Here is a 26258-nt window from a genome sequence, read left to right on the forward strand (position 1 = left end):
CCGTTCTATCCAATCTACGGAACTGACTTAAGAGTAATCAACACACATCCTGCGTCGTAATGTCGGACAAGGAGTAATTTCATGGATACCCTCATGGCAGGTGCAGCCGAGACTGTGATTACCTCCATAAAGGACAAGCCCGAAGTTTACGCCGAACTGTATGCGCGAGCATTGGTGCTTGCCGATGGCGAAAAACAGCTCGCTATTGTGACAGCCGACTACGGACAGTTTCCACTCCAGTACAATAAAGCACTACTCGATGCCATCCAGAAAGCAACAGATATACCGCCAGAGCATATTGTTATCAACTGCAGCCATACACATAACGCCCCGGGTGTTGATGGACGGTGGATAACAGAGGCATCCGAAGCGTGGTTGGCGACGTGTCTTGCCGGATTGGTAAAAGATGCGATAAACGCACTTGAACCTGCAACATTGCGGTCAGGACGCGCGCCTGTCCAAATCGGCTACAATCGTCGCCTGATGAACGAAGACGGCTATATTACAATGGCACCGAACCCGGAAGGTCCCGTTGTGCCGTGGGTTGATGTGTTAGGTGCCTATGATGAAAACGGAGATATCATCGCGGTATTATTCTCACATGCGGCACATCCGGTGATTGTCCACTGGTCGAGCGAGGAGATGGGTGCGGACTTCCCCGGTTATGCCGTTGAACATCTGCGCAATTTCTTGGACCTGAAGCCGGGAAGTGTTTTGCTGTTCGCACAAGGCTGCGCGGCAGACATCAACGGGTATCCATTGCGAGGTGGTTTTGATGCGTGCGATGTCGCTGGATTCGCACTCGCATTTGCGACACACCAAGCGTTAAAGACTGCGAAGGAGATCCCAGCAGCACCCCTTAAAGCGTGTTCTAAACTCGTCAATTTGCCGTTCCGAGATCCACCATCGGTTGCAGAATGCAAGCAGTTAATCGAAGAATTCCCCGATGACGAACGCTATGTTGCTTTATTGGAGGTCGCTAAAAGTGGCGAGAAACGCACCTTACCCTTCCCAATGAGTGCGTTTGCAGTCGGCGATGCGCTCTGCTTTCTGTCTGTATCGCACGAACTCTTTTCGGAGTACCAACTTTTTGTAGAGGAAGTGTCCCCGTTCTCACACACATTTGTTTTTGGATACACAAACGGCAGTGAGGTCTATATTGCGACCAGAGCGGCTTACGAGTTGGGGTTGAAGGCGGGTTATGAGGCGGGTCCGCGGAACCATGCGCTTAGTGGTCCGTATCGGTTGGCGTTGTTGCCAGCGGTTGAAGAACAGATTCATGCGGAGATGACGGATCTGTTGGCGCGACTTAAAGTTCGCGCTTAACTATACATTTGTGGAAAATGGGGTTAAGCAATTTTGATTAAATTTACGTTGCAACGTTATAGAGCGTTTTTTCAACAGAATATTAGACTGTCCTGCGCTAGGCGCGTTGGTCTAAAAACACAGGAGTAGTTTATGAATCCGAAAATTTTTAGGTTAACACTATGCGTATTACTCGTCCTCTCAGTCGCTTACCTGTCTGTGGGGGTGAGAGCGGAAGATGTCGGAATAACTGAAGAACCGATGCCTACACTTAAAGTGGGCCTGATTCATCCGTTGCTAAATTACGCTACTTTTGGCGACGGAGCAAAACTCGCCTTAGCCGAAATCAACAAGGCAGGGGGTGTTCTTGGGCGGCAAGTAGAACTTATTTATAAAGTAGAAACAGGAACGATTGCTGATTCTGCAAGAGAATTAGCTGAAATGGAAAATGTTGTGGCTATATTAGGTCCGATGTTTTCAAGTAGTGCTGTTAAAGTTGGACCGATCATCAATATCCCTGTCATTGTGGGTGCAACAGGTGCCGACGTGACGAATACTGGGAATGATCCGAGAGATTTTCTCTTTCTGGTGGCGAATTCAAATGCCTTGCAAGCGAAAGTGATGGCAGGTTTTGTGGTGAACGACCTCGGCAAGAAAACTGCAGCGATGATTTGGCAGAACGGGGATGTCTACTCTAAAGGTTTCGTTAACGCATTTGATGAGAATTTTCAGAAACTTGGTGGTCGCATTGTTGCCAATCAAATCTATGAACAAGGCGATATAATGTTTGATGGGCAACTTGGGATTATCAAAGAGGCAAACCCTGATGTCCTGCTTCTGGCAAGTTTTCCGCCAGAGAGTCCGATGATAGTGAAACAGGCACGAGAGATGGGCATTAAGTCGACGTTTATCGGCAGCGATGGTTGGGATGATTCGTTGATGTTAGATATTTTAGAGGATAACACGCCTCTTGAAAATTCCTACTATTGTAGTATCTCGGATGAACTTGCTGCAAATTTTATGGATGCTTATGAAACCATGTTTAAAAATCAGCCTATTGGTATTGCTCCGTTAGGTTACGATGCGATGAAGTTATTGGCAATAGCGATTGAAAACGTGGAATCAACAGACCCTATTATGATTCGGGATGCAGTTGCTGCTATCACTGACTACCAAGGGGCGACAATTATTTCGAGCTTTGATGGTAACCGTCATCCTGTCAAACCTGCTTCGGGTATCCGCGTGTTGAAAATTGTTGACGGTCAACCGCAGCAATACACTATTGTGAAAGCGAGTGAGTAAGTCGAGGAGTATTCAGTTTTAGATAAATTATACGTTGAAATACCCACGTGAAAACTCTACCGAGTCTGGGGATTAACGACTGGTTGTGGCGTGAGAAGTAACGTCATGCGACGATCCTCGGTTAGGTATCGGTTGACGGCGGTGGCAACATCAGCGGCGGAGACATCGGCGAATGCACTCGCGAGCTGCGATAAGTTCCCACCAAATTGGTATTCTATTGTTCCCCAACGCACACCGAGCTGAAGGAGCATCAGAGCCTCCGGCACATTCTCTGGTTTATATTGCATGAGCGTTTTCATGTCCGGCGGTGCACCGAGTTCCTTGGAAAGGGACTGGGCAACCATAGGGACCTGCGTGTTGTTTTCCGGTTGTTTTAATGGGTTCATCAACTGCCGTACCCGCTGCTTAACCTTTTCTATATCTGTACCCAGTTTGAGTGAGGCACTGACGTATAAGTAGACCTGTTCAGGTGTAACGAGATCAACACCACAGTGAATGTAACCTGTCAATTCCTTCAATTGGGCATCCTGTGTGCAGGCTAACCGCCACATCAGACTCGCTATATAGAGCGCGGGGTAGTCTTTGTTTTCAGGGTGAGGAATTGGGTAGGTTTCCATGTAATGGGTTACATTGATATCCCAAGTAGCATTTTGATCTTTTGCTATTTCTGGAGGGACTGTTGGCGTGGGAAAGGCTTTCTCGGTTAAGTTAATAGTTCCGAGTTGTGTTTCCATAGTGTCTTTCAGTGTCTCGGGATCAACACCACCAATGACGCACAAAAGGACGCTATCAGCTTGGACGAGATGCTGATCGCGATAGTCTTGGAGTTCACTGAGTTGTGCTGATTGAATGCCTCGGCGCATCGCTATATCGGTTTCACCATGTCGAAAGACTTGATTCCACGCAACATCTGCCAACTTATGCGTTGCCAAGTTCGTTTCGATATAGTCAAACTGGGACAAGACTCTTGGGAGTTCCTCAGCAAGACTTTCTGCTGAAAACGGCAGTCTGGAAAGCCATTTCGCATGTCGTGCTAAACTCTGGGTCCATGTATCTTTCCCGCCCCAAGACTCTAAGCGCATGTTATCAGCCATTGTTTCGGCGTTACTTGTTTTGAAATCAATGGGTCCTGTGGTTCGGACGGTCAGATGATTAATGAGATGGCTCCAATATGCCCTTGCTTTCCCATCAGTGACGAGTCCAAGGGGCAGATAACTGAAAATACCGACATCCGTGGAATTTTCGACATGGAGATTGACAACTCGGATACCGTTGCTTAACGTAAAGCGCGTCACTTTAGGTGTGGTATTAGCACTAAGCAGATTAGGGAAGTCCTCTGATGCATTAGGTGCTAAGACTTCCTCAGAGATCTGTGAGTCTACACTACTGTTTTTACCGGGGGTGGCAGCCTGCCCGATTTGATTTCGCACAGCCGGTTTTGCGTCGGTTTCAAGAACAACAGCCGCCTCAATAATTTCAATAGTAGGCTCGGCTTGCGCCTCAAAACTATACGGTCGCTGGAATCTGACGAGGTATTGATGACCTGCACCGAGCAGCAATATAATCAAAACCGTAGCTGCACCCAAAGACACCCATGGCAGTAACGGTTTTCCGGTCGGAGAAGCTCCCGGTTCTATGTCAACAACTTGCCGCATGATGTTTTCAAGTAGGTTACCAGACAATTGCAAGCCGCCAAGCGTTTCGTTAATCAAGAGTTCTTCCGACGCTTGTAAACGCTCCCGCGCCCGTTGGAGCCGACTCGTAATCGTATTCACTGATACCCCAATGAACTTGCTAATTTCCCTTGTAGACATCTCGCCGAGATAGTAGAGTGTCACCACAGTCCGCTCGCTCTCTGGCAATTTTTCCAGAAGTTGCTTGACGATTTCATGACGACGCTCGGTTGCTTCTGTCTCGCGTTGTTCCAACATATAACGCTCATAAGTTAGTTTATCTATTGCTTTCACAGACGCGTCCCCCAGCGGTTGCATCGCAGGTCTCTTCTTTCGGAGCCAATCGGTGCATAGATTATTTGTAATGACATAGAGCCATCCAGCAAATTGATGGGGATTCTTGAGTGTGGAGAGTTTTTCATAAGCTTGAAGGAAAGTGTCTTGCGTAATTTCCTCAGCATAATGAAAATCACCGATCTTCCGCCATGCGAGGGCGTGAACACTCTTTTGGTATTTTTGAACCAAGGTGCTGAACGCCTCATCGTTGCCAGACAAGATGCTGTGAATCAACTGAACGTCATTCTTCTCCATCAGAACCCCCCATAATGCATCAACACAACGACTGAATTTCTACTAATGCCTCATATCACTCCAACGTCCGCGGTGTGAGAAGCAATGTCATCCGTTCATCTTCGGTCAGATACCGATTGACAACATCGGCAACATCCGCCGCGGAGATATTGGCAAACGCCTTCGCCAGGTGCGGTAAAGTATCGCCATATTGATATTCAAGCATACCCCACTGTAAACCGATATTCCCAAGCATCATAGTTTCTGTCATACCTGCAGATTTGTATTGCTGCATAACCATCGTTATGTCCGGCGGTGAACCGAGTTCCATCGAAAGTGCCTGGGCGTACATCGTTACCTGCGCGTTGTTCGCTGGTTGCTTTAGTTGGTTTATCAACTCTCTAATCCGCTGCTTAACGTTTTCTATATCTGTATCCGGTTTGAGCGAAGCACTGACATATAAGTATATCTGTTCAGGCGTGATAAGGTCAACCCCACAGAAAACGAGTCCAATCAATTCCTTCAATTGCACATCTTGCATGCAGGCTATTCGCAACAGCAGACTCGCCATATAAAGTGCTGGGTAGTCTCTGTTCTCAACGTTGGGTATCGCGTAAGTTTCCATGTAGTGGGTTACGTTGATATCCCAAGTGACAACTTGGTCATTCGCTGTCTCCGATGCTGCTGTTGCTGGCGGAAGTGTTTTTGCCATTAGGTTGATAGATCCGAGTTGTTCTTCGATTACTGGCTGTAGTGTTTCCGCCTTAACTCCACCGATGACACATAAAAGCACCCGATCCGCTTGGAGCAAGTGTAGATCTCGGTATTCCTGTAATCCACGCAACTGTGCTGATTGAACATCACCGCGCATTGATATGGCGGTTTCACCATGTCGAAAAACTTGATTCCATGCAGCGAACGCCCATTTGTGCGTCGCTAATCTCGTTTCAGTAGCGTCAATCTCGGACAAGGCCTTCGGTAACTCCTCGGCTAAACTTTCTGCTGAAAATGGCAATCCAGAAAGCCATTGTGCGTGTCGTTTCAAACCCTGTGTCCAATTATCGGTGTTACCGATGAAATCCAAGCGCATGTTATCAGCCATTGTTTCTGCGCCACTCGTTTTGAAATCAATGGGTCCTGTGGTTCGGATTGTCAAGTGTTCAATCAGATGGCTCCACTGTGTTTTTGCTTTTCCATCCGCAACAAGCCCAAGGGGCAAATAACTGAAAATCCCCACATCTGTGGAATTTTCAACATAGAGATTGACAACCTTAATGCCGTTGCTTAATGTAAAGCGTGTCACCTCAGGCGGTGCAGCGGAAGCGAGAGAAAAATTGGCAAGGATAAGGAATGCGACGATGGCGTGTTTAATTCTGTTAATCATCTTTTTACCTCCAAGTGTTAGGTATCCAAAATCTTGTAGGACCACGTTAGCACATAGGGTATTTCCCCATGTCTTCAATCGTCCCTCACGTTAGTTTAAAGGGTTTACCCATACACCTTCTTAAATTTTGGGAGACAGCGGGTAAACAGTGCAACAGCCTCTATATCTTGACGTTCAGGTGAAAACTGATAAACATCGTTGCCTTTTCTTTCATAGGAAAGCGCGTAGAGTCCGCTTGCCTGCCGACCGATCGCTATAACTCCAAAAGCATTTCCACCGACCCGAGGGGTTACCCCAGTTGAACCTGTAGAAATAGCGATAAGCCCAACAGCAGCGGCATTTCCAAAAGCGAAACCCCCCGCGGATATTACACCGATCGAGATGATCCCGCAAGATACGGTGCCAATAGCAATCACACCACAAGAAACAGCACCAATCGAAACAACTCCAAAAGAGACCGCTCCGAAAGAGACAATACCGGATGAAATTGCGCCAAAAGTTATGTCACCCAATAGAAATGGCGTAATTTCGGTTTTGACAAGTTCTAAATATGCCGCTATGCCGTACGCCAAGAAAGGCAAGAAAGCCAAAATCAATAAAACTGCTTCCGATATATGCCACCTTAGAATGTACGCGTCAAACGTTTTTTTGAAAGTTTCCGAGTTAAAAGTTTTTGACATCTTTTTTCTCCTATTTATAGGACTGTAGAATTCAGGTAAACCACATAAATACTGAAGCAAAACACATAGTATCGTTAAAACGAAACGATTGTTTTACCCTTTGATTGTCTAATGACGTAATTTGGGTACTGAAAACGTGCATAATCTGAAAAAAAATGAAAATTATCTGAATTTTTTAGCCGTTTTTCTCCAAAGGTCGGATTTCAAACGCGCAATAAACCGCCGACTGCGTAGGGACCCGGAGCACTCACATACAATACCACAGATGTTGTTATTTTTTTCTTAGATGTTGATTAATGAGGACGAGACAGGGACGAGATCCAAAATATTAACAACACTGTGCCGATTGAAATCATATATTAAGTATTCTGGATTCAAATGGTTAAAAGGAGTGTGGGATTTGAAATTCGGTTGCTACCGAGATAACGTTCATCTATAGTAAACGATACACGTCAATCGGCGCGCCTACAAAGCGCGCCTACCAGTGGGTGTTCATGTAATTTTAACGTGAATTCGCTTAAAAGTAGGTCTCTAACTTCGCACGCGCGTTCGCGACACCCTCAACAATTGGCTGCGGTGTTTCTGCCTGCAATCCCAAATAGATGAGCATGATTTCCTCAGTGTAGCCGACACGCTCTATCTCCTGACAAATGGCAGGAAAATCCATCTCCGGTGCCCAGAACGGTTCGCTTCCTGTCTTTGAATCCACACCGCAGTTGAAATAGACACTGAACAACCGTTCTGACAAGGTGCGCAAGGCAACAACCGGATCGTCTCCGGCGCGATGGAAATGAAACGGACTGTAGTAGAAGCCGAAATTTTCGGAGGGGATCGCACTGAGGATCTGCTGCGTGCGTTCAAGGTTGTAAGCCAAGCTCCCTTCGTGCGCGTAGAGCATAAGAGTTAGATTCCGAGCCTGTGCTTCTTCAGTGACCGTTTTGAGATGACCGATGATCGTTTTAATCTCGCGAGTCGCGGCGGTCTCGTTCCCACCACTTGCGATGCTGACCATTGGAATAGAAAGCCTCTGGGCAGTGTCGAGAATAGAGATTAACGCCTCAAGCCCGTCCGGCGCATCAACCGCTACCGTGCTCAGCATAGATTTGAAACGGACTCCGGTCTCTTCTCGAAGCGCGTCAATCGTTTCGGCTTTCACATCCGAGAAATGGGATTGGGCGAGTTCAATGGCAGACACGCCTTTTTGGGATAACTCGCCGACAAACTCCGCTAAAGGAAAAGGGGAGAATGGGAGGGTGCTTGCACAATAGGTTCTCATTTTATCACTCCTGGGATGCCTTCTTCTACAGGCATATCACCTCTACAGGGTCCAAGAACAAACTTATGGTAAAGGGCAGCATTATTTGACGATTATAGGAAGGCGAGGATACAATCCTCGCCAGCGGCGGTGAGGCGTTTGTTCCATACACCAACATAAGGGCGAGGATACAATCCTCGCCAGCGGTGGTATGGGTGTTTTTGCTGCTGATGGCTATTTACCCATCGCTTTTAGCGCGCTTAGGCAGCGTTCAACAGCCTCAAGCGGTGGGTAGGCATCGCTTTCATACTCGACGATATACCACTTCGTGCCACCGGTGGTTTCGCAGACTCGGAAAATTTCATCCCACGGCACGCTGTCTTCACCAATAATAGGACGGAAACCGGCGTGTCTGTCCGCTTCGCCTGCTGATTCGGTGTACGGTTTGAGATGCACTGTACCAGCACGTCCGGGGTATCTCTCCAGAATACCGACGAGATCAGCACCGCCAGACAGCGCATTGCCCATATCCAGTTGCATCACAACGCCTTCGTTCGTGCTACCGAAGAAGGTATCCCACGGTTGTTCGCCGTCAAGCGGCGTAAATTCGACGTGATGGTTATGATAGCCGGTTACCATATCGTGCGCTGCGAGTTTATCGGCGATTCCATTGAAAACATCGGCTAATTTTAGCCAATCCGCGCGCGATTGACGAAGTTCACCGGGGATACCGGGAACGATGACATACGGGTTTTCTAAGACCTTGTTGAATTCAATCGTCTCATCAAGCGTGTCTTCTTGGACGAGGTTGAAGGGTGTGTGCCACCCACAGCAGATTAAGCCAAACTCGTCAAGATAACCTTTTAGTTCTTGGGCGGAATGTTGCGGTGGACCGGCGAATTCAACGCCTTCATATCCCATCTCAGCGACTGCCTTTATTGTGCCGCGAACATCTTCTGCCAACTCATTTCGGACGGAGAATAGTTCTAAACCAATCGGTACTCTTGCCATGATTTTCCTTTCTTTTATACTGAAACACCAACGGGCGATAAATCGCCCTACTACAAACGTTTCTATTAGTCTCTCTATCGTGCAGTGTAATTGGGTGTGAGTGGACAGGTTCGGTGAAGTGCCAATAACGCCACTCGTGCTAAACCGTGAATCAGGAACGCTGCTCCCATCTGTGATTCATACCAGTCAATCCCTGATGCACCGTACGGAAGCGTCTCTGGGAAATAGACTTCTAACACTGTATCGGCAAGTTCAATGCCGCCTTCTAACCATACCGATTCACCTGTGATGCCGTAGAGATCGGCGAACAACTCCAGCGTAAGACCTGCATCCGATGCCGGAATCTTAAACGCTTCCGTCTGAACGCGATCAACCGGAAATTTCTCATCAAGATAGGTCGTGCCAACGGTGCGTGCGTATTCCATCAATTTTTCATTCTGTGTCAATCGCCAACCAGCAAGACAAAGCACCCCCGTGCTGCAGGAAGTCCCGGCACCGTAGACACTCCCCCAAACAGACATACGTTCAACAACTCGATTCGTCTTACACTGGCATAAACTGATGAATTCACGAGTTTCAAGATTATGCGGGGCAGCGAGGAATCCGTCAATGTAAACCAAGCCGTATTTCCGCATCTGGTCTGCCAAATCTGGTTGGAGCGATTCTATCAACGCTGCGGATTCAAGTAAACTAATCCCCAACGAGAACGTTTGCGTGGGAGCATTATTCTCAAAAAAACGTTCATCGTCCTTCGGTGAGCGACTCTCAATACGTAAAAGCCCACGGTCATCCCGTTTTTCCCACCAGTAATCGGTATAATTCTGAATCTGTTGAAGGGTTTCTGGACGCTGGTCTTGCGTATACGCGAACGCCAAATCGAAGATGTAAAAACCTGAGTGCCTCGGAAAATCACAGGCGCGACTCCCGCGAACGAGATGCGCTTTTGTGTCGATATTCGCATGACGGATGTATTCAAGCCCGTCGCCTTCGGTCCAATGATAGTTCAACCCATCGGCGAAACTTTGGACACAGGCAGGGTTAAACGTATTCAATTTTTGCCAGATCCAGAGTGGTACCTTGCGAAGATGATCGTGAATTGCGGCACCACCTGCCGGATTCCGCGAACACCCGACCCGTTCCTCAATCAGTTGCCAAAAGGAATGCTCGCCCCAAGGGAACAATCCTGTTGTCGTATTCGTGCAATTCTGAGCAAAGTGCGCCAAATACCAATCCACGGCTTCAACGTACTCCGGTTTCGATTCAGTTTCAGCGAGCGCGTTCATCGTGGCGAGCAACGGCTCATCATGGATCAGATTAGAACCGCGGTGTGCTCGGTCTCCATCTCTTTGTCCGGGAATCTTCGTCGGCTTCTCCGTTAGCATCTCACCCGTCTGCGGATGCAGAATGGACGGGAACAGCCCTTTGTATGGTTTACTGCTTTCGATGATCAGATCAATAGCGTTGCATATTTTGTTTATCATTGTTTCGGGTTTCATCAGAAATGATACCTCCGCACTGTTGAATGGAAAACATAGTATCATGAATGCATTAAAAGGTCAAATGTAGAGCCATTTGGTTCCAGGTTCGTTTAGTTTTCTCTTTTGTAGCGTATCCTGTTAGGTTGCGCTAATTGATGCGAAGTATCCAAAGTTCATTATTACCTTGTCATTTGATGTTTCGTGTTGTATAATCACCATATAGTTTGGCGATTTTTGATTGATAGGAGAGACTTATGCACGTTGGACTTATGGTTGGGACGATTCGGCGGAAAACGCTCGGGGCGACCTTGGACGCTATTGTGGAACACGATGTCCACCATCTACAATATCATGTGCCTGCGGGGCTGTCGCTTGCGGAGGTTCGCAAGGAGATAGACGACCGACAGATTACGATCTCGGCACTTGGGGGCACCTATAACATGATTGATCCCGATGTTGAGAAACGCCACGCCGGTTTACGGATGCTGCGTTCCGTTGCCGAGCAATGCGCGCCGATGGGAACATCGGTAATCACGATCTGCACCGGCTCACGTGACCCGGACAGCATGTGGCGCGCCCACCCCGATAACAATACACCGGAGGCGTGGCGTGATCTCGTTGAATCTATGAAACAGGCACTGGAAGTCGCGGAGGAATACGAGGTGACGCTCGCACTCGAACCCGAAGTGGCGAACGTTGTGGATTCTGCGCAGAAAGCGCGGCGTTTGCTCGACGAGATGCAATCGCCCTACCTGAAGGTTTGTATGGACGGTGCGAATATCTTCCATAAAGGTGAACTGCCGAAAATGAAAGAAATCCTTGATGAAGCATTCGCACTGCTCGGTGATGACATCGCGCTTGCACACGGGAAAGACTTGGATCGCGATGGGCAGGCAGGACACCTCGCTGCTGGGACAGGGCTGCTGGATTATGATCAGTATCTCGGTTTGCTAAAGGAGAGCGGTTATGACGGTGCTGTTGTGCTGCACGGTTTGTCAGAAGAGCAGGTGCCGTATTGCACGGGATTTTTGCGAGAGAAGATTGAAGTATTATAGAAAACGTATTGTTTCGTCAAGTGGCAAAATGAGGTATATTGAAAATCAACATTGTGGTTACGGCACGACGGAGCGTGCCTACTACTTTTAATCTCAAAAACATTGTGGTTACGGCACGACGGAGCGTGCCTACTACTTTTAATTTCAAACTGTTCCTGACATCCGTTCTGCCAATCGCGCAAGTGCAGGTGAAGTGTCCAACTTGTCAAGTTCTGCTTCAATCACGGTAAAATGTTCTGTCTCATCAAGAGCAGTTCTGATGGCTTCATCAAATTCGCCTTCGGTCCGGACATGGAATCCGCGTCCGGTACTGAAAAGTGTTGGCATGCAGCTATAGTTCCAAGCCCCAATATCGTTAAAGGAACCTTCAAGGAGATGTCGTTCCGTACCGTACCCGTGGTTGTTTAAAATAAGGACAATCGGATTGAGTCCGTAACGTGCAACTGTTGAGAGTTCAGTGCCTGTCATTTGGAAGGCACCATCCCCGACAATAACGAGACATCGGGTGTTTGGCATGCTGAATTGCGCGCCAACGGACGCTGGCACCGCGAACCCCATTGAGGTGTAGTAGGCAGGACTGATAAAATTGGTGTGTTGATGAATTCGCAACTCCACAGCACCGAATAAACTATCACCAACATCAGCGATAACCGTTAGTTCATCATTGATGAATTCATTGAGATGTTGGAAGAGTCGGCGCACTGTTAGAGGTGCCTTGGGTTCGACCTCGAAAGGTCCCGCATCTGGCAATGCCCATCCTAAATTCGGTTTCCTGCGTCTTCGGAGTTTTGGCGAATTGATGCCATCAATAAAGTCATCAAACATTACCTCTTCATAGGTATGATAGCGGACTGAGATTTTTTCCGAGGTGGCGTAGATGGAATGGGCGCGGTCAAGGTTCGCGGTGTAAATTCCAAGATTCACGTCGGTCATGAAAGCACCGAGGATAATCACACAGTCCGAATCCTCAACAAATTCCCTGACCTCGTTCCTTCCCATTGCGCCTTCATAAATACCCAAGTAAAGCGGGTGTGCTTCCGGCATCACCGATTTTCCGAGGAGCGTCGCTACCACCGGAATCCGCTTTTCTTCGACGAGTCTAAGCAATTTATTTTGATAGCCGAATCTGTGGAGTTCTACTCCCGCGAGGATGACAGGTCTTTTACTGTGATTAATGAAATCAACAGCCTCTTCAACAGCAACATCCAATGTTTCTGGGTCGCTGAGGTGTCCACCGGTTGAAGGACGCTGGTAGAGCGTGCCGCGGACATCTACCATGTCGCGTGGAAGTTCAATATAGCCGGGGCGTTTATAGCGATACACAGCATCAAGCACGCGATCAATTTCATTGAAAGCCGTAAAGGGTTCATCGAGTAATGCCGTTGCGACGGTTATCTCGTCGTAGATCCGTTGCTGTGTATGGAAGTCTCGAACCTTGTGGTGTAGAAGTGCATCCTTCCCGTGTTCTCTAATGCCGGGTGCACCACTAATAACAACAACGGGCGATTTCTCGGCATAAGCACCTGCAACGGCGTTCACCATCGATAGCCCCCCGACACAATAGGTGACACAAGCCGCACCCATGCCTTTTATCCGCGCGTAGGCATCCGCTGCATAGCCTGCTGCGTCCTCGCGCGTCATGCCGATGTGCTGAATTGAACTCTGTTCAATAAGGTTATAGAACCGCAGCACATAATCGCCGGGGATGCCGAAGATATGTTCAATGTCGTAGCTCTCCAGTTTTCTGATTAGATATTCGCCGATGGTTGGGGGTCTGTTGAACATGAGAGCACCTCGTTGTGTGTAATTGTTTTTAGTAGTTTATCGTATTGCACCGTTATTAGCACGGCTCGGGGTTTATGATTGTTTCAGTTTTTCGATTTCTGTTGCTGTGAGACCCGTTGTTCGTGTAATAACGTCGGTGCTTATGCCTTCGCTAATCAGTGCGCGTGCAATATCTTCCTTTTCTTTCTGCCTCACATCTATGAGAGTATCTTCCCAAGACTCTTCATCTTTGAGGACCCTGCGCTCCGCTGGTGAGATGTTGTCCCGTTTAACCGCCTCAATCACCCTCTCGAAAATTGGGGAGTTGTAGTGGCTTTCATCTATCTCACCATCAAGGGAATCCAACACGAGTTCCAACCACGTTTTGATGCCAGATGGCGTTTTTTCATTAACCATACGTGGCACTACAAACACAAGTTGATGCGGATAGACTTCGACTTTACGGCTAAATTCGTTGATTGGATTGAAATCTGTGATGGCAACACTAAAGTCAATTTCGCTCTCACTATACGGACTTGTTAGGACGACAATTGTGTAAACTGTCCGATCAAACTGGTACGCTTTGCTGTTTTTTACCTGTTCGACGAGGTTAATAAGATGATAATATAGGAAACGGTCATAGAAGTGTCGCTCTTTGACATGTTGTATCTCAACGACAATACGAGATTCCTGGTCCTCAGCAAACAGATCGTATTCAATATCAACCTGCCCAATGGGTTCAAGGAATTTGTAGCCGCGATGTACCTCATCGGTATGGAATTTGATACCTAAGACATCTTCGGCAAATTGACAGAAGATCTCTGGTTGGCTGAACGCTTTTTTAAAAGCGGTGTCGTATCTTAAGGGGATAACTTGCGTCATTTTGTCTTCCTTTTTATAAAATTACATCTCATCACCAAATAAATTTCAGACGGGTTCCTTCCGTGTTTTTTCTATTAAGTAACCTAAGTTGCCACCTGTTTGTGTACATAGCACTCCGCTGGAGTGCAAGAAGTTGTGGACCCCAGTTTCTATAGATATACCACCCCGCTGGGGTGCGGAAAACACCTAAACCCCTCGTTGGAACGTTCAGAATTTGTTAGTAGCAACTTGGGTTATTAAGTATTTCCCCGACTTAAGTCTATCAAGTGCGAATTCGTAATATGCTGGCACGATCTCGAAGCCTATGTAATGCCGTCCCTTCATTTTGCTGACAACAGCAACCTGTCCGGAACCTAAAAACGGATCCAGAACAACATCTCCTTTTTCACTGGAATAATCAAGGATTTTATCTATGAGTTCTGCTGGCAATTTCGTTGGCGTTTTGACTGCACCTTGCCAATATTCTCTCTTGATTTCCCAGACATCCTCTTTGTCCTTGTAGTGTGCCGACCCACCATTTTCAGTTTTTGCGTCCTTGTCAAATCGACGATAGGGATAAAATTTTCGTTTCTCATCGTTTTTGCACAAGAAAAGACAGTGGTAGTGAGAGGTTACGTACTTACGTTTCGTAACAACACCAAACTGGTATTTCCAAATGAGGTGATTGACTGTGATAAGTTGACACTGATCAATTGCTATGAGAAGGTCTTTTAGATAGTTCCAACCGGAAAAGATGTACATACTACCAGAATCCTTTAGGACTCTTGTTGCAGCGGAAAGCCAGTCAAGCGTAAAAGCAAGATAATCCCTTCCTTCAATTTCGTTGTAACCCTGAAGGACACGATCCCCTTTTCGGTTATAGTTGTGGCGAGTCGCTTTGAAGTCGATGGCAAAGGGCGGATCCGTTATGATGAGGTCAACACATTCATCCGGCATTTCGGACATCAACGCGATGCAGTCGCCCTGCTTGATGGTGTCAATGTATTCAGGATGTTTCATTTCCTTTGCCTTTTTCCCGAAGCGCGCGTTCGGTTGCTAACGATGTGTGTACTGTCCACAATCCTTCCTCGAAGGTAGCAGCGATGTCAGCGTTTTGCTTTGGTAAATCTCGATGTATATGGTAATCCTGAGCTGGCAGACATCTATTTTCATAAACGCGTTGCACGGTCCGTTCATCACCGAAGTATTCCTTATCACGCTTGATCGCTCGATTCATAATCACAGAGGTGTCCACCTCTAACCAGACCGTAAGATTCCACCAGTGATAAAGTTCTTTCCGCAGCAAAAAGACCCCTTCAACGAGAACAATGTCAGGTGTGTCCTTGGCTACACTGTTTGGATCGATTGAAGGCATAGGATACCTCACAGCTTTAAGCGTCTCCACAAGCGTGGGATAGTCAAAAGCACACTCAAAATACTCCATGAATTCGGGCGTTTTTGGTGTCCGAAGATGTCGGGGAATTAAGAAAGCATCCATTGACAACAATTTTACGCTCATGGTCAAATCAAGACGATCCAGTTGCTTGCACACATCAACAGCGAGGGTTGACTTTCCTGCACAATCAGGCCCGCTTAGTGCAACCAATTGTGGAGCACGAGATTGTGAAGAGCAGGTCTGGATTTTCTGCGCGATGTACGCTGCGAACTCATCTTGGGACATCTGCTGATCTGCCATCTGTATTTATAATCATTCCACCTCTACGTGGCTGTTAAGATTTCGAGGAATGCTGTCATGTATCCGATGGCGTATGCGCGTCCGCGGTGTCCCCAGCCTGTATCATCGACAATGTGAGGGACATGGTCGGTAATCATGAAGCCTGTAAAGCCGACCTCTTTGAGTGTGCGCATCACGTCAAACATATCGCAATTGCCGTTGTTAACGAAGGATTCAGCGAATTTTGGGACATGCCCCTGGACATCTCGGAAATGGACGTAGAAGATTTTATCACGCTCGCCGAAGTAACGGATTGCGTCCGTAACACCCGGTCCCATCTCTGACCAGGAACCGACACAGAAGTCGAGTCCATGTATCGGGCTGTCAGCGATTTCCATTCCGCGTTTGAAACCTTCAAAGTTACGGAACAGGCGAGGCACCCCCGCAAGGGATTCCACGGGTGGATCGTCGGGATGGAGTGCGAGTTTAACGCCTGCCTCTTCTGCGACCGGTAGGATGGCGTTCATGTAGTACTCGTAATTCTCCCACATTTCGGCTTCACTGTAAACACGGCCGTGCGTTAAAGGCGCGTCTTTAACTTGCTCCATATCGAAACTGGTAACGGCGGCACCGCCTCTCCCCGGCGTGGTTCGGGAGGTTCGCCAGACTTCATTGGGCATCCAGTGGTATCCGAAAATCTCAACACCCGCCTTACCGATGTTCTGAATCGTCGTTGCCATGTTCTGAATCTGTTCGTCTCGCCCGGGCAAACCGAGCATCGCTTTGTCGTAGAATGAGACAGGCACATTCTCAAGTGCCGCTAATCGCAGTCCAGCATCTTCTACCTCTGTCCGAAGTTGAAGGATGTCCATAAACTCCCACCGCTCTGTGCCGGGAAGTTGTGCTGTGTTGAGCAGCACATCTTCGACACCGAGTTGTTTGATAAACTTCAATCGCTCTTCGCTGAGTTCACTGAATTGACCTAAACCGAGACGCATTTTCCGAGCCATGGTTACTCCTATAGACATAGCACTCCGCTGGAGTGCTTTTAAGGAAGAATTGAGTGATAAACCTATGCGGGTTCAAAATTGTTTGTCGCTATCCAATAGAATGGTGACGGGACCGTCATTAATGAGTTCCACATCCATCATTGCCTGAAAGGTGCCACCGTGTGTTGGGACGTTCTGCTGTTTTAGGATAGTGATGAACTGCTCATAAAGTGTGTTCGCGACTTCGGGACGGGCAGCGTTGATAAAACTCGGTCGCCTGCCTTTGCGGCAATCGCCGTAGAGCGTGAATTGCGAAACGACAAGGGCAGCCCCTCCGGTTTCGAGAAGTGAGCGATTCATTTTGCCTTCTTCGTCCTCAAAGATGCGCAGATTAGCGACTTTGTTAGCGATATATTCCAGTTCCGTTGCGGTATCGTCATGGGCAATGCCGAGGAAGACAAGTACCCCCACCCGGATTTCAGAGACGAGTTCACCCTCAACTTTAACACTCGCTGATTTGACACGCTGGACAACTGCTCGCATTCTTTTAATTTTCCTTGCGGATAAGTAACGGGGTTTAAGGCTTTGACGTTTTCTGTATTCAAGCCGTCCTCCACTACGTTACGGACTACTGATTAGTTCATATTGGACGGGGGGATGGACTCTGATTGCGGGATACTGCTTACATCTTTATTAATTTTTCCTTGATAATTCTCTCGATTTTTACCCTAAAAGAGCAGGTTTCCCTCATCAATCGACTGTGCTTTCTCGCCACCGAAGGTTAAGTTGAACAGGAACCCGGGTTGGCTGTTGAATCCGAGTTGAAACGCAAGTGTATTTGAGATTTCATAGCGGAACGCGAACCCAATGAGGTTGGTTACGTGTACACCTGCATACGGGAGTTCGCGTGAGAAATCAGCGACCAACCACATGTTATCTGAGACAGCGATTTCACCACCGACTTGCCAGTTAAGGGTGAAAAAATCCGTTGTTTTGAGTGCTTTTGACGTTAAGAAAATCCCAACACCGCCATGGAGTTTAAAAAGACTGCCGATCCTTTGGCTTCCTACCAAATAGGTATTGATGCCTAAAAATGGAAACCCATCGGCGGGACTATGGTCAAGGAATTCATTGTCCGAATTGAGCCGATCATCAGCGGTGAACCCAAACTGTGCATCTCCACCAACAGAAATACTGGGTAAGTTATCATTCCGATCGGGTTTGATATTATACTTGAGTCCGATGACACCGTCAAACAACGGTTGATCGTAGACGCGACGATTGATGTTTGGATCGTCAGCGGTTTCAGTAGCAGTATTATAGAAATCGTGGACAATTTTCCTCACGCCATTGCCTGTTGAAAATGTCCCTCCGAGCAGGAGATCAAGTTCGTCGCTTAAGCCGTAAGTGAATCTGACGGGTATAAGGAACGTCTCAATCTCAAGTGTCACGCGATGGAATTCCTCAAATCCACCGATATCGACCTTTTGTTTTAGATCCGGTAGTAGGTCTACCTTGCTGTACTGAAGTATCCCAAACGAAGTGCTATAGCCGCCCTTCCCCATCGGTTCTGCGGTTTGGATCGTACTGAGATGCGAAATGGCTGGCAACTGTGCCCAAAGCGGTGTCGCTGCTGTACCAATGAAAAGAACTAAGGTAAAGATAATACGAAAGAAGACTTGTGTGTGGTGCGGTTTGTTTTTTCGAGCGTGACTTGTGCGCTCAAAACTTTCTCCAGAAAAATTAGGGTACATAGATTTATCCTTTAGCGTATATCGTTTAGGACTTACGCAATTTTTTTATGAATCCCGATATATTACGTGCATCTGGCGAGGTTACAAACCTCGCCAGCGAAGGGGCTGCGTAAGTTCTGTAGTTATTTTCAAGTGCTTTGCCGAAGTGGTCTAACTCCTATTGCGATCGCGCCTCTACGCGTGCACTTTCGTCCCGTCGTCCATCAGGTCCAGGTGTATTGTCAAAAGCGGTTATGTAGTATCGCCTAAATTCGAGTGACTGCCCGACAAGAATCGGGTCTTCACCGGGGATAGTGAAGGAGCGATCTTTAGGTCCGACTGCGGGACGCGGGAGCAATTTCCCATCTGCATCCACAGTATAGAGCTGATACCCAGCGAGATCCGGTTCGGTGTTTGGTGTCCACGAGATGACTGCATCGTATTTCGTGTTAAAGAGCGAGCGCGCTAAGTAACGTACCCGAACGTTCTTCGGGGGAGCCGGTGGCACATTCGGCACTGCCGCAGTGATCGTCGTGATCGCCTCCGCTCCAAATTCATCAACGCCAGCAACACGATAGACTTTTCGAGTGCCATCGACCTTGAAATCGTTGTCAAAATAATAGAGCCTATCTCGCTTCGGTTCGGCAACTAACCTAAAACGGAGCGGTTTGTCGTCTTCGGTGTCAAGTGCAGCGTAGACACGAAAAATAGAAAAATCGTAAGGGAATTCATAGCCTTCCCAAAAGAGTTTAATAGTGAGATCCGTTGGATCACCGAGGGTTACAGTTGGCGCAGGCGGCGGAACACTCGGTGTTGCGAGAGCAGTTTTCCAGACGCGGAGCGGTTCTTCATTTTCAGTAGGTGGATTTGCTGGATCTGGGGTTTCAACACCATTGATATCAACATAAGTGATGCGATATTCGTAAGCAAGGATCCGTCCAGCCGCATCGCGCCGATCGTTTTCAAGTCCTTGCGTATCAATAAATTCATCTGCGGGGGCATCAATAGATCCAACTTGCGTGAACGCTGTGTCTGTGCCACCTGTGGAACGTCTGTAGATACGGTATGCCTTAATGCCTTCTTGTCCGGTATCGTTCCACGTGACCCGCACCTGCTTATCCCCTGCGTAGAGTGTGAGACCGTCCGGTGCACCAGAGGTCCGTAGGTTCTCAGGATCAAGGGGGTTGGCGAAATCCTCACCACCTGTGCAGGCACTAAACAGAAGAAACGCAAAGCATACAAAAAGGCTTAGCACAGCAATCTTACCGTTGAATAATCTACTGAATAGACGCATAACTTTTTTCTCCTTAAAAAGACTTACCATAACCAACGTTCTTCAGACGGGGCGAAAATCCAATCTTAAAAAGATCGTAGAAGACTTAGACTCGCGCGCCGTGTTTGAAAATCATAGTGTGGACGCAACTGGAACGAGGTATGTGGAAGTAGCAAATTTGTATTACCAGAGAGATGATTTGCGAAACTGCTGAGGCGTGTTGGTAGGATTGGTAAGTCATAAACTGAAGAGACCGATTCATCCACAGATTCTGGTGTATTCAACTGGCTATAAATTGAGAGAAGCACGGCAAGCCCTATACATCCAAAACCAACGCGCGACACGATAGTGCTGGCATTTTTTCTCGCGAGGTAGGCATCCTTGTGTGCTTGGATGTCTGCTTGGATTGCGGCGTTGAGGTAGGCATCATAACGATCTTGGGCGGAGGCGTTGAGAAAATTTCCCCCAAATTGGAGACCCATACCGGAGGCAAAGAGTGCTATTGATAACACACGTGAGCGACGTGCAGCGTCCGCATGCTGCGTCGTTAGGATGAAGATGAAGACACAACTGCACGCAAATGCAATGTATTTTTGAACGGGATTATAACGTTTCATGTTGAGTCTGTTCCTCTGACGAAAAAAGATTCTATTTTCGTAACGATTCTGTTTCTATAAAGTTTACCTTATCTTTTGCTGGAAGTCAACGCTTTTTGTTATACCGCCAGCGGCATTCAGTTTACGGGCACCCACAAGGGGTGCCCCTACAAGATGTCCGCTTTCACCATAAAACAGCACCCACAAGGGGTGCCCCTACAAGATGTCCGCTTTCACCATAAAACAGGGGAAAAACCGACTGGTTCCGCCGTAACAACGATTTCTATTGACATTCGGCAAATTATGGAGTAAAATTAACGTGAACCTTTTTACAATAGAGATTGTCTTACTTGCAAATGGATGCTCATGCATGATCTATAAATGTGCTTCTTATGAAGTGGTGCGTTTAAGAAGTGTACCTCAAAAATGGAAACAACGGGGGAAAAGCAAATGAAATTAAAAAGTGTTAATAACCGGGCAGGTCTCATTACAAAACTTGGAATCGGTTGCGTTGTATGCCTCTTCCTCGGTTTTGGGATACTGCTCTACGCGCAAGATAAAACAAAAGCGGAGTTTATCGGTACAAAACCGGAAATGAACGCTGCTAAAATGGAAGAGATGAATGCCGCCAAAATGGAGGCAATGGCTAAAGCGAAGGAACAAGCCGCGCCACAACGCAATAGAGCCTGGGGACGGCAAAACCGTGGTAGAGCGGAAGTAGACTTCGGAGAGAACGAGACGTTTTACAAAACAATTATTGACAACAATCTCTTTCGACCTCTGGGGTGGACCCCACCAAACAACGAACCCGCATACAGTTTAGTCGGGACGGCTGTTGACGCAAACGGCAGAATATCACAGGCGACACTCCTTGAAAAGAGATCCAACCGATACCACTTTGTGAGGATAGGCACAAAACTCGGTGATATGACGGTAAAGGACATCCAAGCTGAACAGGTAATCTTGGACAAAGCCGGAAAGCCAGTCACACTGAAAGAGGGGCCCGTACAGTTTCTGACAACGAGTCGGGGACGTGAGGGCGGTAGAGAAGGTGGACGCAGCGAAGGCGATTCCGAAAAAGCAGGTAATGATGGGCGAAACCGAGGCAATCAGATGGATGCCGCAAAGCGCAGGGAAATGGAGATGAAAGAGCAGGCTGCTAATCAACAGAAATGGAGACAGGAAATGATGGAAAAAATGAAGGAAGCTTCAGGAGAGGAACGACGAGAGATGATGGAGCAGTTCCGTAGGCGACGCGGTGAAAACAGACGAGGACGTGGACGCGATAGATAGGTGCTTGGTTACTCCAAGATTTATGTGGACGGAAATAAGAAGGCGCGATTTGAAACCGCGCCTTTTTGTTTTAACCGAATAACTATGCTGCTTCTTGGGTATTCTCTGGCATGTTCTCGAGTCGAGAGAGCCAGTATCCGATATCAAACGAATCATCACCGATAAGGAAACGCCACTGCTTGATGCGGTTGACGATCTCAAGCCGTACATCGTTCCCATACCATCTGTGGTTCCTGCCCAAAGCACCGTGGACCCCCGCTGTGTCCATATCGTCCGTGTTCCAGAGTTGACACTGCCGGACTGTCGGATTGAGGCGGAGTTTGAACATATAGCGTGTCTGATCCGTCAGATTTGGTTGTGCACAGTGCCACATCCCGTGATGTACAACAAAAAGCGTCCCTGCCTTACAAGCAATGGGTAGCTGCCCAAGGAAGTTTTGATAACGCGCGATGTCTGTCTCACAGACGCGGCGATAATGGCTCCCCGGCAGAATCATCGTTCCCCCCATTTCGCGCGGCGTGTCGTGCGAAAAATAGAAGAATTGGATGTCGAAATGCATCCGCAAGTCAATTATCGCATCGGCATGCCAAATTTGTCCTATCTCATTTTGGGGACGCACGATATGAACGGCATGATGATCGTAGAGTGGGTTTTCACCGACCAGACTGTGGATAATACCCTGTACTTCTGGAAGTCGGAAGACTTTGCCGACTGCGGAGTCATCATCCCAGACTTCGTCTAAAACTGTGCCGCCGCGCCCCCGCACAATAATCCCTTCTTCCATTTCCACATGTGCGGCTTCATTTAATTCGCGAGGGATCAATTCATCGAAGCGAAGGTAACCGTCCGCAACGAAGTTCGCCATCTGTTCCGTATTGAGCAAATACTTTTTGTCAATCATTGGATTTCCTCCAATTTCTCAAGGATATATTCAAACCTGAGATATGAGGTATGATATTCCATGCCTGGATAGGCAGGAAATTGCTGTGGAAACTGAATCACCCGCCAACCGTCTCGCATAGCTTCCACAACCGAGCTATAGGGCGGTGCCTCGCTGTCACCTGTCGTATACCGTTTTTCACCTGTACCATCGTACATTGCCCAAGCGACAACACCGCTATTTAAGTCAGGTGTGTGCAGATGGAGTACAAGCAATTGTTGTCTTAATTCAGACATAGTGTGAGTGTATTCTCCTTATCTGTTGGTATCTACCGAGTCGCTTGTGCTTTAATTTGGCTCCAAGTTGTCACCAGTTTCCCGCCGGGTTGAACGTCTAACGTAACCAACATCCCATCCGCTATTAACTCGCTGATTTCCTTTTCGCTGAGGGCTCTGTCATAAAGCACGACCTCGTCAATAGTGCCGGTCATCCAGTAGTTACCAATGTTGCACCCACCAATAAAAAGAAAATTATCGTGGTTGTCGGGTTTTGTGCCTGGCGACACTTGTGCATCGATGCCGCCATCAAGATAGAATTTGAAGTCAGAACCGTCATAAGTGCCTGCCACATGATGCCATTCCCCATCCGTTGCCACGGTTTTGGCATCAAAGGATTTCCATCCGGAGTTCGTTGTGAAAGAGTAATGGATAACCCCGGTGTTAATATGCCCGAAGAGTCCGTAGTTTCTACCGGTCGGATTGCGGTTTTCTTTGGAAGCGATGATTTGCCACGCGCCAGAGACTTTTGGGATATTTATCCATGCGGCAATTGTGAATTCTTCTAAGTCGAGAGCGTCATCATCATCGACCGTCACCATATCCGACCCTCCGAATTCCATTGCGCCATCAAATTTGCCTTTAACCCATTTCGGTTTGCCTTGTGCGATTTTTCCGTCCAATCCGTTCCCGGAGGAATCCTTAACGGCTTCCCCTTTGCCTTCATCCAGCAGCCATACACCGACAAGGCCGTCCGTATCCAATGCCATGACATGCGTTGCCATAAAATGTGTTAGCGCGAAAAGACTCAAGACCAAAAATGTTAGTACTCTGCACATAAGAAATTCTCCGTGTTATATTACTTATACACCAACGCAACGGCGAGGATACAATCCTCGCCAGCAACGGTGAGGCGGTAAATAACCTTAGACGACGGTATCGGGAAGTATCGTTGCATCCTTTGGCACAATAACGATCCCGTCGCGAATGTAGTAGTTCTTACCATCGTAATTATCAATTCCCTCTCGGTTGACAAGTACCGAATTATCACCGATACGCGCATTTTTGTCAATGATTGCATTCTGAATCAGGCACTTTTGACCTATGCCGATGTTAGGTATGCCTGCTCGTTTGCTCTCCGTCCCTGATTCATAGTAGTCCGCTCCCATGAGTACAGACTGGTAAATTCGACTGCCGTTGGAGATAACACTTCGGATACCGACGATTGTCCTATCAATCTCGGAATCATCAATAATAGACCCTTCAGCAAGGATGGAGGAGCGAACACTACTGCTATTGACTTTTGTGCTCGGTAGATGTCGCCGGTTGGTATAAATGGGTGCCTGTTCATCGTAGAAATTGAACGCCGGGGCGGTATCAGTGAGTGCGATATTTGCTGAATAGAAAGAACGTATCGTCCCAATATCCTCCCAATAGCCATCGAAAAAGTATGCGGAGACCGGACGCGTCTGAATACTTTTTGGGATAATATCCTTGCCGAAGTCTACGTTTGCGTCATCTTGAAGTACTTCTTGGAGGACTTCGCGGTTAAAGATATAAATTCCCATTGAGGCGATGTATTCCCTTCCGTGCGGTTCGATGCCCCGCGAGGTGAAAACTTCGGGGTCAACGCGTAGTCGCTGAAGTTCCTCCTCTGTTTGTGGCTTTTCAACGAAATCGACGATCCGTCCGTTTGCATCTGCTTGGAGAATGCCGAGTCCACTGGTGTCTTCTTTTTTTACCGGAATGACAGACACAGTGATAGCTGCATTAGATTCGGTGTGAACCTGCAGCATTTTTCGGTAATCCATCCGATAGAGGTGGTCACCGGCAAGAATTAGAACATAGTCGTCTTTGAACCGTGGATTCAGAATGTACGGTTCATTGTGCTTGATGGCATCCGCTGTTCCTTGATACCACTCTTCGCCCATCAGCGTCTGTTGCGCTGCGAGGATTTGGACGAATCCGCGGCGGTATGTATCAAAGCGGTATGTCTGTGCAATATGTCGATTCAAGGAGACGGAGTTGAACTGGGTCAAGACATAGATTTTCTCCAGTCCTGAATGTAGGCAATTGCTAATCGGTATGTCCACGAGTCGAAATTTGCCTGCGATTGGGACACTCGGCTTCGCTCGGTCGCGTGTCAACGGAAATAAGCGGGTGCCGCGGCCGCCTCCAAGAATAACTGCAATAACGTTTCCGTTACTCATAAACGTGCTCCTTTTAATAGTTATCGGTTCTTAGTTTTCAGTTAAGAGACTGTTTGGCAAAATCACCTGCGTCCGGCGAGCGCCAAGCGTACGTGAATTGTTACAGGAACTTCTCTTAACCTTAACCATCAACTCGACTCCGTTATAAATGTTAAAGCACGAGTTGATGGTTAAAACTGACAACTGGTAACTATAAACTTCCTTTGGTGGATAGGACACCGGTAATGTGTTCATCAAGGCGTGTAGCAACATGCAATGCTTTCGCCACTGCCTTAAAGATGGCTTCAATGATATGATGTTGATTTGTGCCGTAAGGGACGTTGATGTGTAAAGTTGTTCCGCTATGGTTGACAAACCCGTGAAAAAATTCTTCTGCAAGTTCGCTATCAAAATCGCCGACTTTTCCGTAATGAAGTGGTGTTTCAAAGTGGAGATAGGGGCGTCCGCAGACATCCAAGTCAACCTTAGCGAGGGATTCATACATTGGGACGCTGAAACTGCCGAACCGGCGCATCCCTGCTTTGTCGAGTACTGCTTTTTGGAGGGCTTGTCCTAAACAGATACCGACATCTTCGGTGGTATGGTGTGCGTCCACATGTAAATCGCCTTTCGCTTCGACCGCTAAATCAAAGAAACCGTGTTTGGCAAAGAGTTCTAACATGTGATCTAAGAATCCGACCCCGGTATTGATATCAGAGGTTCCAGTCCCGTCAAGGTCGAGGCGGAGTCGGATACGGGTTTCTGCTGTTTCGCGGTTAATTTCTGCTGTTCTGTCCATGTTTTAATTGTCCCTTGCGGTTCGGTCAGGTTGGTGTTTTTGCTTGGGTATTTCTGCGGATTTTCCCAAGGATCTCACGTTCCTTCCCGTATATTCGCTTTCTACTTGCGTACTCTTAATTATACAATTAAAAATGGTTTGCAGCAACGCGAAAACATTAGTTTTAAGAAATTATCGGATTTCGCACTTTGTTTAGACGAGCCGGAGCGGTTTTATGA

At 47.5% G+C, this 26258-nt stretch carries 24 protein-coding genes; 4 read left to right on the top strand and 20 right to left on the bottom strand.

The genetic code is table 11. The annotated features are described in order from the left end of the window. The first annotated feature begins 81 nt into the window (after window positions 1-81). Both OXH39_01285 and OXH39_01290 read left to right on the top strand, forming a co-directional pair. Window positions 82-1326, top strand: a complete 1245-nt coding sequence (locus OXH39_01285; protein ID MCY3549063.1) for a hypothetical protein — start codon at window positions 82-84, stop codon at window positions 1324-1326. 132 nt (window positions 1327-1458) lie between these two features. Next, entirely contained in the window at window positions 1459-2607 is a 1149-nt protein-coding gene (locus OXH39_01290) for an ABC transporter substrate-binding protein (GenBank protein ID MCY3549064.1), read from the top strand. A gap of 56 nt (window positions 2608-2663) precedes the next feature. Here OXH39_01290 and OXH39_01295 read toward each other — a convergent pair whose 3' ends face one another. The 6 genes from OXH39_01295 to OXH39_01320 all read right to left on the bottom strand — a co-directional run bounded on the left by OXH39_01295 (window position 2664) and on the right by OXH39_01320 (window position 10676). Next, window positions 2664-4871: a sigma-70 family RNA polymerase sigma factor gene (locus OXH39_01295; GenBank protein MCY3549065.1), complete on the bottom strand. Its 2208-nt coding sequence runs from the start codon at window positions 4869-4871 to the stop codon at window positions 2664-2666. A gap of 55 nt (window positions 4872-4926) precedes the next feature. Beyond that, window positions 4927-6234, bottom strand: a complete 1308-nt coding sequence (locus tag OXH39_01300; GenBank protein MCY3549066.1) for an insulinase family protein — start codon at window positions 6232-6234, stop codon at window positions 4927-4929. Between the two features lie 104 nt (window positions 6235-6338). Further along, on the bottom strand, window positions 6339-6914 hold the full coding sequence (locus tag OXH39_01305; protein MCY3549067.1) for a hypothetical protein: 576 nt from the start codon (window positions 6912-6914) through the stop codon (window positions 6339-6341). Between the two features lie 517 nt (window positions 6915-7431). Beyond that, a complete protein-coding gene (locus tag OXH39_01310) occupies window positions 7432-8190 on the bottom strand; it encodes a TIM barrel protein (GenBank protein ID MCY3549068.1) in 759 nt (252 codons plus the stop codon). 213 nt (window positions 8191-8403) lie between these two features. Next, on the bottom strand, window positions 8404-9180 hold the full coding sequence (locus OXH39_01315; GenBank protein MCY3549069.1) for a sugar phosphate isomerase/epimerase: 777 nt from the start codon (window positions 9178-9180) through the stop codon (window positions 8404-8406). Between the two features lie 74 nt (window positions 9181-9254). Next, window positions 9255-10676, bottom strand: coding sequence for a hypothetical protein (locus OXH39_01320; protein ID MCY3549070.1), 1422 nt, complete (start codon window positions 10674-10676; stop codon window positions 9255-9257). A 236-nt stretch (window positions 10677-10912) separates the two neighbouring features. Here OXH39_01320 and OXH39_01325 point away from each other — a divergent pair, with 236 nt between their 5' ends. Further along, window positions 10913-11713: a sugar phosphate isomerase/epimerase gene (locus tag OXH39_01325; protein ID MCY3549071.1), complete on the top strand. Its 801-nt coding sequence runs from the start codon at window positions 10913-10915 to the stop codon at window positions 11711-11713. 144 nt (window positions 11714-11857) lie between these two features. On the opposite strand, the gene OXH39_01330 is transcribed toward OXH39_01325, so the two are convergent. The 9 genes from OXH39_01330 to OXH39_01370 all read right to left on the bottom strand — a co-directional run bounded on the left by OXH39_01330 (window position 11858) and on the right by OXH39_01370 (window position 20625). Beyond that, window positions 11858-13498 (bottom strand): thiamine pyrophosphate-binding protein, encoded by a 1641-nt coding sequence (locus OXH39_01330; GenBank protein ID MCY3549072.1) that lies wholly within the window; start codon window positions 13496-13498, stop codon window positions 11858-11860. A gap of 72 nt (window positions 13499-13570) precedes the next feature. After that, window positions 13571-14359 (bottom strand): PD-(D/E)XK nuclease family transposase, encoded by a 789-nt coding sequence (locus OXH39_01335; protein MCY3549073.1) that lies wholly within the window; start codon window positions 14357-14359, stop codon window positions 13571-13573. A 207-nt stretch (window positions 14360-14566) separates the two neighbouring features. Next, entirely contained in the window at window positions 14567-15358 is a 792-nt protein-coding gene (locus tag OXH39_01340) for a site-specific DNA-methyltransferase (protein ID MCY3549074.1), read from the bottom strand. Continuing rightward, window positions 15345-16034, bottom strand: coding sequence for a hypothetical protein (locus OXH39_01345; GenBank protein MCY3549075.1), 690 nt, complete (start codon window positions 16032-16034; stop codon window positions 15345-15347). The genes OXH39_01340 and OXH39_01345 overlap by 14 nt, the downstream gene beginning before the upstream one ends. Window positions 16035-16057: 23 nt before the next feature. Next, window positions 16058-17023, bottom strand: a complete 966-nt coding sequence (locus OXH39_01350; GenBank protein ID MCY3549076.1) for a mannonate dehydratase — start codon at window positions 17021-17023, stop codon at window positions 16058-16060. A gap of 72 nt (window positions 17024-17095) precedes the next feature. Beyond that, a complete protein-coding gene (gene dtd / locus OXH39_01355; GenBank protein ID MCY3549077.1) occupies window positions 17096-17545 on the bottom strand; it encodes a D-aminoacyl-tRNA deacylase in 450 nt (149 codons plus the stop codon). 185 nt (window positions 17546-17730) lie between these two features. After that, window positions 17731-18756 (bottom strand): hypothetical protein, encoded by a 1026-nt coding sequence (locus tag OXH39_01360; protein MCY3549078.1) that lies wholly within the window; start codon window positions 18754-18756, stop codon window positions 17731-17733. A 157-nt stretch (window positions 18757-18913) separates the two neighbouring features. Next, window positions 18914-20029: a hypothetical protein gene (locus OXH39_01365; protein MCY3549079.1), complete on the bottom strand. Its 1116-nt coding sequence runs from the start codon at window positions 20027-20029 to the stop codon at window positions 18914-18916. 65 nt (window positions 20030-20094) lie between these two features. Continuing rightward, on the bottom strand, window positions 20095-20625 hold the full coding sequence (locus OXH39_01370) for a hypothetical protein (protein ID MCY3549080.1): 531 nt from the start codon (window positions 20623-20625) through the stop codon (window positions 20095-20097). Window positions 20626-21054: 429 nt separating this feature from the next. On the opposite strand from OXH39_01370, the gene OXH39_01375 reads away from it, so the two are divergent. Further along, window positions 21055-21897 carry a hypothetical protein gene (locus OXH39_01375; GenBank protein ID MCY3549081.1) on the top strand — a complete coding sequence of 281 codons (843 nt, stop codon included), beginning with the start codon at window positions 21055-21057 and terminating at the stop codon, window positions 21895-21897. An 82-nt stretch (window positions 21898-21979) separates the two neighbouring features. Here OXH39_01375 and OXH39_01380 read toward each other — a convergent pair whose 3' ends face one another. From OXH39_01380 to hisB, 5 genes are all read right to left on the bottom strand, one after another. Continuing rightward, window positions 21980-22798, bottom strand: a complete 819-nt coding sequence (locus tag OXH39_01380; protein ID MCY3549082.1) for a phytanoyl-CoA dioxygenase family protein — start codon at window positions 22796-22798, stop codon at window positions 21980-21982. Further along, window positions 22795-23073, bottom strand: coding sequence for a hypothetical protein (locus OXH39_01385; protein ID MCY3549083.1), 279 nt, complete (start codon window positions 23071-23073; stop codon window positions 22795-22797). Before OXH39_01385 ends, OXH39_01380 begins: the two co-directional genes overlap by 4 nt. 32 nt (window positions 23074-23105) lie before the next feature. After that, window positions 23106-23891, bottom strand: a complete 786-nt coding sequence (locus OXH39_01390) for a LamG domain-containing protein (GenBank protein MCY3549084.1) — start codon at window positions 23889-23891, stop codon at window positions 23106-23108. An 87-nt stretch (window positions 23892-23978) separates the two neighbouring features. Then, a complete protein-coding gene (locus OXH39_01395) occupies window positions 23979-25262 on the bottom strand; it encodes a glucose-1-phosphate adenylyltransferase (protein ID MCY3549085.1) in 1284 nt (427 codons plus the stop codon). A 190-nt stretch (window positions 25263-25452) separates the two neighbouring features. Next, entirely contained in the window at window positions 25453-26040 is a 588-nt protein-coding gene (gene hisB, locus OXH39_01400; GenBank protein ID MCY3549086.1) for an imidazoleglycerol-phosphate dehydratase HisB, read from the bottom strand. Window positions 26041-26258: the final 218 nt, after the last annotated feature.

The sequence above is a fragment of the Candidatus Poribacteria bacterium genome (genome assembly GCA_026702755.1).
Classification (GTDB): Bacteria; Poribacteria; WGA-4E; order WGA-4E; family WGA-3G; genus WGA-3G.